Genomic DNA, 8,426 nt, shown 5'->3' with positions numbered 1-8,426 from the left:
CGGCAAGCGGCCGCGGCCTCGCGGTCCTGCGATCGGTCGTCCCTCACGGCCACCGCGAGGTCGACCGCCACGTGTCCTGGAACGGCGGCGACAGCGCCGGGCCTTCCCGCAGCGCCGTGGTCGCCGCCCGTGCCCACCTGGTCGCCGAACCGGAGAAGGAGCAGGCGGCCAGCCGTCTCACTACCAGCCGCGGTTCACCACAGGCGGGCCGGTCACCGGCACCGCGGAAGACCTGCAGGCGGCCGAGGAACTGCTGCGCGCCGCGTTCCCGCCGCTGCCGGGAGACGGCGCCGGCGGGCCGGCCATCCGGTCCGCGGCGGTGGAGCGGCAGCGCCTCGCTGCGAAATCCGACAGCGGACCGGCCGACTGAAAACATGCTGCGCACCGGCGGCGACCGGGAGTACCTGAGCTCCCCGGCCGTACGGGAATCCGGTGAGCGCACCGGTCGCTACGGGCGCGGTACCGGCACGCTGTTCCTCGGCGCCGACGGGGAGTCCCGCATCAGCGCCGAGGAACTGGCGGTGGCGGTGCTGGACGTGTTGCGGACCGGCCACCGACCGGCACTTCACCGTCGTCCATGCCACCGGATGAGCTAGTCGACGTTCACCGGACCGTTGTCCGACGGCCGCTCCTTGCCCGAGCGCAGCTGCAGCAGCCCCTGGGAGCCGGTGTTGCTGTCCGCCTTGGTGTTCTTGTCCTGGCCGCTCATGTTCTGCCGCACCGAGTCGAGGATCGTCAGGCCCTGGGACACCAGGCCGGCGGCGATCTCGCCGAGGCCGTCCGCGCCGTTCAGGACGTTGACCTGGGCGCCCGCGAGGCCGCCCGCCGCCTCCTTCACGATCTGCGGCAGCTGGTCGATCAGCATCCGGTCCAGCGCCACCCGGTCGTACGAGGCCGCCGCCTCCGCCTGGATCTTCATGCGCTGAGCCTCGGCGGCCGCGAGGATCCGCACCCGCTCGGCCTCGGCCTCGGCCGGCTTGACGACCTCGGCGACCAGCTGCTGCTGACGCAGCTCCGCCTGGCGCTCGGCCAGTTCCGTCTGGGCGGCCAGCACCTCCTGCTGGGCGTGGGCCTGGGCCAGCGGCCCCGCCTGTGCGGCCTCCGCCTGGGCGCGGTCCACCTCGGCCGAGTACTCAGCCTTGACGATCGCGGTCTGTCGGGCGTACTCGGCCTGCTTCCGGGCCGCCGCCTGCTCCGCTTCGACTGCGGCCTGGGTGGCCTGGGCCTGGGCGATCTGGGCCTGCCGCTGGATCGCCGCCTTGTGCGGGGCCGACATCGCGTCGATGTAACCGGTGTCGCCGTCGTCGATCGACTGGATCTGCAGGGAGTCGACGATCAGGCCGATCGTCGCCATCTCCGTCTTGGAGGTGTCCAGCACCTCGGCGGCGAGCTTCTGGCGCTCGGTGACGATCTCCTCGACCGTCATGGAGCCGATGATGGCGCGCAGGTGCCCGGCGAAGATCCGGCCGGTGAGCACCGACATCTGCTCCTGGTCGGAGAGGAACCGCTGACCGGCGTTGATGATGCTCTCGGGGTCGTTGCCGACCTTGAAGGCGATGACCGCGCGGACGTGCAGGGAGATGCCCTGCTTGGTCACACAGGTCTCGGTGACCTCGGACTCGCACATCGACAAGGTGAGGAAGCGGACCTTGCGAAAGACCGGGAGCACGAACTTCCCGTGCCCCGTGACCACTCGGAACGGCGCGCCCCCCAGTCCCCGCCGGCCCCCCGAGATCAACATCGCCTCGTCGGGAGCGGGAACGCGGTATCCGAACATGCTGTACTCCTCAGCTTGCGCCGGCGGCCTCTCCGCCCAGCGCTTCCAATGGATCCACCCACTCGATGACGCCGACCTTCCGGCATCCCCGCGATTCGATCACGAGGACCGTCGCGCCCGCGGGCAGGGGGTCCTCGGACCAGGCCAGAAAGGTCTCGGAGCCGCCTCGGACCCGCACCAGTACCTCTCCGGGGCCCGCGGATCCCCGCGTCCCGATGAGCACCTTTCCCGTGCAGCCGATCACGGCGTCGTCCTGCGGCATCACCGGCCGTCCTCCTCGTCCAGACCTCAGAATTCAGACGATAGACCCAGCGGAGCCGCGACCCAACGGGTGGGCGGGCGTGAGGCGTTCCCGTCCCCGCCAGGCGCAAGTCAGGCCGGGCGCTACGCACGCAAAGGTCGCCCGACGCGTGTCCAGTGCTGTGACCGCGAAGGTTCACCGGGTTCACCGGCCGCCGCGACCGCTGGACTGGTTGGATTACGGCCGACAATGAGGTGTTCGGTCCGGGGGCGTGCAAGGTTCCCCCGCGATCCTGCGTCGGGAGGGCACATGCAGCGCGGCGAGGTCTGGTTGGCGGACTTTGACGAGCGGCGGCCGGTAGTACTGCTGTCAGGAGACGAAGCGTCCGGGTTCCTGGCGATGCAGGTCGTCGCTCCCGCGGGGACGGAGATCAGCGGTGTGGCCGTCGAGGTGGCCGTGGGGGCGTCCGATGGGCTGCCTCTCGAGGGCGTCCTCCGAGTGGCGCTGCCACGTCCCGGTCTCGTCCCGTGCACTTGGCTGGTCACGCTGGCCCGGGAAGATCTGACCGAGCAGGTGGGAGTCTTGTCGTCAGCGAAGCTCGGCGAGATCGAGGATGCCCTCCGTGCCGGTGGACTCGAGCAGGTCTCACTTTCCGGAGGCCGGGGGAGGAGCGGACCCCTCTGACAGCCGTAGGCGTGGTTGTTCCGGGGTGGCTGCGCCCGCTGGAACTGCCCCGTGTGCATCTCCGCAGCCGCACGCCTGGCACCTCGTCAGGCTGCCACCGGCAGGGCCGCCCTGCCGCTGCTGTGGTCGAGGGGCGCCGGTATACGCATGAGGCTCCGCGTCACGTGCTGAACGTCCCGCGCTGAACGTCTCGTGCACCTGCGGCAGGCTGCGCGCGGATCGCCTGAAGGGTGATGTCGCCGGAGGCGGCCAGGCCACCGGAGAGCCGGTCGGAGTCCGGACGCCCCGGGACTGGATACGGAGGCAGGTTGGCCGGGCGCGCGGAGGAAGAGCCACCGGTTTTCGACGTGTACCGGAACCAGCCCGCGAGGACCAGCGGCAGGACGAAATAGCCGAAGCGGGTCGCCGGGATCAGGCAGATGGCGAGCCCCAGGCCGACCGCCAGCCGGTCCGCCGCCGCACGGACCGTACGGGGCGGCCGTATCAGCAGCGACAACGTCACCCCCAGCGCGGCGGCCACCAGCGCGGCCGTCGCGAGAGCGGCGCCACCCGGCACGTACACGGCCAGCAGACGGCCCGGCAGTGGGCTGGCCGCCGGCGAGCGGACCCCGCCCGCACCGAGCGGGAAGAGCACCACGTGCTCGGCGAAGGCGTGCGGGTCGGCGAGAGCGACGGGCACGACGGCCGTGGCCGCCACCGACAGCGCGGCCAGAGCCGCCCGCAACGCCGTGCGGCGGCCCGCCGTGACCGCCAGCAGGACCAGCGCCACCGGCAGCAGCGGCCACGCCGTCCACTTCAGCGCGGCCGCCACGCCCATCGCCACGCCGGCCGCCGTGCCCGAGCCGCCACGGCCGGCCAGCGCCAGACTCAGGCACATCAGCCCCACCACCGGCAGGTCCACCCCGCCGACGGCCAGCGGCAGCGCCACGGCGGGGAAGGCGGCGAGCAGCGACACCGCGCCCGCCGGCGTCGGGCCGAGCCCCCCGGCGGGGCGCCGCGCGGCGAAGAACATGCAGACCAGGAAGGTGAGGCAGAACCAGACGCGGGCGTCGGTGAGCGGACCGTCGCCGAACAGAGCGCGGGGGACGCCGAAGAGGGCCATCCCCGGGAGATACGGGTTGTAGTCCACGGTGTGGGCCGGATGCGGCAGATAGGGGCTGCCGGTGTGCAGCAACAGCGCCCCCGAGCGCTCGACGACCCCGACCTCCGATTGGGCCGCACCCGAGACGACCAGCACCACCAGCGGCACCACGACCGCCCCGAGGAGCGCGGCCGTCACCGCGGCCCGTTTCCCGGTGCGCGAGTCGCGCAGGGCGAGCAGCGCCGCCGTGCCGTATCCGGCCGCCGCGCAGGCACCCCAGACCCGGTGCGGGCCGAGCCCCGTCGTCATCGCCAGGATCACCGCGAAGACCGTGCATCCGAGCCAGTGGGCCGGAGCCCGGCGCGCGAGGGAGAAGCGCCGTCGCCCGGGCCGTGCGGGCGGGGAGGCCTGCCCGAGGTGTCCCACCCCCGTGAGGACACCTCGGGCAGTGCGTGAGGGCGGTGTCGCCGCCCCCTTCGTGAGGGTCATGTCGTCTCTCGTTGCGTCTGTGCGCAGGGACCGCGCGCTGCGGTACCGGCCCCTGGAACGAGGCCCGTGACCACCACTCCAGCGCTCGGCACGTTGTTCAGCAGCCACCGCACGCCACGGTGAACAAAACAAAGTGCCTGGTGGCGGGCGCTGCGGAACCTTGCGGGAGGAGCGGAGGGTTCCTTAGGGTGTCGGCGGCGGACACGCGTCCACGACAGGGAGGCGCGAGCGGACACGGGGAGACGGAGCACACATGGGCCGCCGGGAGACTCCGGTCGATCCGGCCGCCGGGCCGGTGCCGAAGTTCGCGTACGCCCTGCGCAAGCTCCGCCAGGAGGCCGGCGGCCCCACCTACCGCGAACTCGCCCGCCGGGCGCACTTCTCCGTGACCGCGCTCTCCCAGGCCGCGGCCGGCGAGCACCTGCCCTCGCTCCAGGTCACCCTGGCCTACGCCACGGCCTGCGGGGGCGACCCGGGGGAGTGGGAGCGCCGCTGGCAGGAGGCCGACCGGGAGGTCCGCGAGGCGGCCGCCGGCCGGGACGACGACACGGAGCCGCCCTACCAGGGACTCGCCCGCTTCGAACCCGACGACCACGACCGGTACTTCGGCCGCGACCGTCTTGTCACGGCCCTGCGGCAGCAGGTCCGCGACCGGCGCTTCACCGCGGTCTTCGGCCCCTCCGGCAGCGGCAAGTCCTCGCTCCTGCGGGCCGGACTCATCCCGGCCCTGCGTGCCGAGCGCGAACTGGCCGCGATCCGCGTTCTCACTCCGGGCCCGCATCCGGCCCGCACCCACACGGGCGCGCTTCGACCGGCGGCGACGGGCGAAACCCTCGTCGTCGTCGACCAGTTCGAGGAGGTCTTCACCCTCTGCCGGGATCCGGACGAACGCCGGGCGTTCCTCGACCTGCTGCTCGCCGCCCGGCGGCCGGAGAGCAGGCTGCGGGTCGTCATCGCCGTACGGGCGGACTTCTACGGCCGCTGCGCCGAACACCGGGGTCTGGCCGAGGCGTTGGGGGAGACGGGCCTGCTGGTCGGCCCGATGGACCCGGCCGAGCTGCGTGAGGTGATCGTCAAGCCCGCCCAGAGCGCCGGACACATCGTCGAACGGACCCTGACCGCCCGCCTGGTCGACGAGATGGCCGACGAGCCCGGCGGACTCCCGCTGCTGTCGCACGTCCTGCGCGAGACCTGGCGCCGCCGCCGCGGCCGCGCACTCACCGAGGAGGCGTACGAGGCCGCGGGCGGTGTCCACGGGGCCATCGCCCAGAGCGCCGAGGAGGTCTGGGCGGACCTGTCCCCCGAACACGCGGAACTCGCCCGCCTCGTCCTGCTGCGACTCATCACCCCGGGTGAGGGATCCCAGGACACCCGCCGCCCGGTCGACCGCGCCGAACTCGACTTCACCGGCCCGCCGAGCCCCGCCGCCACCGCCCCGTCAGCAGGACCGCCGGCCCCCGCCGACGTCTCCCTCGTCCTCGATCGTCTGGCGCGGGCCCGGCTCGTGACGCTCGACCACGGCACCGTGGACCTCGCCCACGAGGCGCTGATCACCGGCTGGCCCCGGCTGTCCGGCTGGATCGACGAGGAACGCGACCATCTGCGGGTGCACCGACGGCTGACCGAGGCGGCCCGCACCTGGGAGGAGCTCGGCCGTGATCCGGGTGCCCTGTACCGCGGCACACGGCTGGCCACGGCGCAGGAACAACTGGCCGGAGCGGCGCTCACCCAGCAGGAGCGGGTGTTCCTGACGGCCAGTGGTGCCGCGCGCCTCAGCGAGCGCCGCAGGCGCCGCGGACTCGTCGGCGCCCTCGCCACGCTTCTCGTGCTCGCACTCGTCGCCGGAGCCGCCGCCTGGCAGCAGAACCGCACCAGCGACCGCCGCCGAGTGGAGGCCGAAGCCCGTCGGGTCGCCGCCGTCGCGGACGGCATGCGGTTCTCCGATCCGCGCACCGCGATGCGGCTCAGCGTCGCCGCCGCGCGGCTGGCCGACACGACGGAGACCCGGTCGACGCTGATCGGGGCGATGGCCCAGCGGGACGAGGACGTGTTCCCGGTGCCGGGCGCGGACGCCGGTTTCGACGGCTCGGGCAACAACGTGCACCGGCTGACGGCGGACGGCAGGTCCGTGGTGTCCGTGACGGCGGACCGGGTCCGGATCTGGGACCTGCGCACGCGTCGGCTCACGCTGTCCGCGCGGGGCCCCGGCAAGCTGATGGACGGCGTCCCGGCCGCCGTGGGCCCGGACGGCCGCACCCTCGCGCTGCTGGCGGGAGACCGCATCGAGCTGTGGGACGTACGGTCCGGGCGGGTCACCAGGACGCTCCCCGGAGTGGATGCGATGGAGACCCCGTTCGACTTCAGCGGGCGCGCTCTGGTCGCCGTCGACTGGGACGACGGCGGTGTGCACGCCTACGACCCGCGCAGCGGCCGCCCGACGCTGCGGATTCCCGCACCGGACGGGGGCGTCGACGGCCTCGCCGCCAGCCCCGACGGGCGGTGGCTCGCCCTGTGCACGGGCGCTCACGCGGTGAAGCTCTGGGATCTCGCGCACCTGCGGAAGGTCTCGGCGCCGTGGACGGCGAAGGCGCGGGCCGCCCAATGCCGCGACCACGCCCTGGCGTTCACCCCCGACAGCCGCACGCTCACCGTCGCCGGCGACGACGGGATCCACGGATGGGATCTGCGCACCGGCCGCGCAACCCCGTCCTACAAGGGTGAGGGACTGACCCAGGTGTGGCCGGGCGGCACCTTCCTCGTGGGCACCGGACCCCACCGGCTCGTGGTGGCGCGGGCGGACCGCCCGCAGGTGCCCGTGCTGAGCCGGCGGATCGCGGACGAGTGGGCCGACGTCGCCTACGACCGTGCCGCGGGGGTGGTGCGCTATCTCGGCGGCTCGGCGACCGTCGTCCGCTCACTGGCCCTCGGCGCCGCCGCGACGGCTCGCCGGCGGCAGCCCGCGGCGTACCGCGCGGAACTCTCCGACGACGGCCGCGTCCTGGCCCGCACTGTGGAGACGGGCGGCAAGCGGCGGGTGCAGGTGCTCGACACCCGAGGGGGAGGGGTGGTCTTCGAACCGCCGGCGCGGCCGTGTCCCGGCACGGACTCCTGCGCCGACCTCATGGCGCTCAGCGGCGACGGCAGATATCTGGCGACCGGCCCGAACCCTTACCACTCCGAGGACAGGACGCGGCCGGACCGGGCCCGGATCACGGTCTGGGACCTCAAGACCCGTCGCGCACGCGCCGCCGTGGTCATCGGCGCCGCCGAAGACAGGCACCTCGCGGCGGACGGTCTCGCCCTCGACACCCATGGCCGCACCCTGCTGGTCTACCGGTCCCTGGAACGGCCCTCCGTGGAGGTGTGGGACGTGCGTCGGGACAAGCGGGTGAAGACCGTGCGCAGTGTCCGTCCCAGTGACGTCGTCACCTCCGCCTCGCAGGGCGTGGGCCTCGCCCTGCGGTACGACGGGGCCGCCCTGGTCACCCAGGAGGGCCTGGTCGCCGACCTGCGCGCCAGGCGCATGGAGCCGCGCGTGCTCGGCGAGGACCTGATCACCACCGCAGCCTTCGGCCCCGACGGCTCACGGCTGGCCGTGGGAGACGTCCTGGGCCGGGTCACCCTCTGGGACGGTACCGCGCGGGTGCGCCTCGGTGTGCTGGACGGCACCACGTCCGACCCGACCACGGACACCACCGGCGGGGTGACCGCGCTCGCCTTCTCCCACGACGGGCGTACGCTCGCCGTCGCCGGTTCGGCGGGCGGTCTCCAGTTGTGGGACCTGGCGTCCCAACGGCTCCTGGGGACCACCCTGCCCACCCCGGGCGACGAGATACACGCCCTCGCGTTCGGCGCCGACGGGTCGCTCCACGCCTCCGGCACCCACGTCCCCGAACAGCTGTACGACCTGAACCCGCACCATCTGCTCACCGAGGTCTGCGAGCGCGCCGGTTCGGGGCTGTCCGAGTCCGCCTGGAAGACGTATCTCCCGGATCTCCCCTACCGGCGCACCTGCTGAGGGGTTGGCCTTGGGTCAGGAGCGTGGCCTCGGGGCAGGAACGCAGACGCTGGACCACGCACCGAAGCCGCGGGACTGTCGGAGTGGGAATCGCGTGGTCAGGCGCTCCGGGGGTAAAGGATCTACCAGGAGATCC

Annotated in this window: 6 protein-coding genes; 3 read left to right on the top strand and 3 right to left on the bottom strand. The window is 73.4% G+C overall.

Features of this window, described 5'->3' with window-relative positions; genetic code table 11:
• Positions 1 to 374 precede the first annotated feature (374 nt).
• Positions 375 to 596: a hypothetical protein gene (locus B446_RS01445; protein ID WP_020937615.1), complete on the top strand. Its 222-nt coding sequence runs from the start codon at positions 375 to 377 to the stop codon at positions 594 to 596.
• Here the strand turns inward: B446_RS01445 and B446_RS01440 are convergent.
• Together B446_RS01440 and B446_RS01435 are read right to left on the bottom strand one after the other, a co-directional pair.
• Complete coding sequence (locus B446_RS01440) at positions 593 to 1,777, bottom strand: flotillin family protein (protein WP_020937614.1); 1,185 nt, start codon at positions 1,775 to 1,777, stop codon at positions 593 to 595. The genes B446_RS01445 and B446_RS01440 overlap by 4 nt on opposite strands.
• 10 nt (positions 1,778 to 1,787) lie before the next feature.
• Positions 1,788 to 2,039 carry a hypothetical protein gene (locus tag B446_RS01435; RefSeq protein WP_043476952.1) on the bottom strand — a complete coding sequence of 84 codons (252 nt, stop codon included), beginning with the start codon at positions 2,037 to 2,039 and terminating at the stop codon, positions 1,788 to 1,790.
• A gap of 288 nt (positions 2,040 to 2,327) precedes the next feature.
• Between B446_RS01435 and B446_RS01430 the strand changes: the two genes are divergently transcribed.
• Entirely contained in the window at positions 2,328 to 2,702 is a 375-nt protein-coding gene (locus B446_RS01430) for a type II toxin-antitoxin system PemK/MazF family toxin (RefSeq protein WP_020937612.1), read from the top strand.
• A gap of 160 nt (positions 2,703 to 2,862) precedes the next feature.
• Here the strand turns inward: B446_RS01430 and B446_RS01425 are convergent, their stop codons facing one another.
• A complete protein-coding gene (locus B446_RS01425; RefSeq protein WP_020937611.1) occupies positions 2,863 to 4,209 on the bottom strand; it encodes a glycosyltransferase 87 family protein in 1,347 nt (448 codons plus the stop codon).
• 316 nt (positions 4,210 to 4,525) lie between these two features.
• On the opposite strand from B446_RS01425, the gene B446_RS01420 reads away from it, so the two are divergent.
• Complete coding sequence (locus tag B446_RS01420) at positions 4,526 to 8,290, top strand: hypothetical protein (RefSeq protein ID WP_020937610.1); 3,765 nt, start codon at positions 4,526 to 4,528, stop codon at positions 8,288 to 8,290.
• Positions 8,291 to 8,426 lie beyond the last annotated feature (136 nt).

It is taken from the genome of Streptomyces collinus Tu 365 (assembly GCF_000444875.1).
GTDB lineage: Bacteria > Actinomycetota > Actinomycetes > Streptomycetales > Streptomycetaceae > Streptomyces > Streptomyces collinus_A.
The sequence above is the reverse complement of the archived record's forward strand: the minus strand, read 5'-3'. Positions and strand labels throughout refer to the sequence as shown.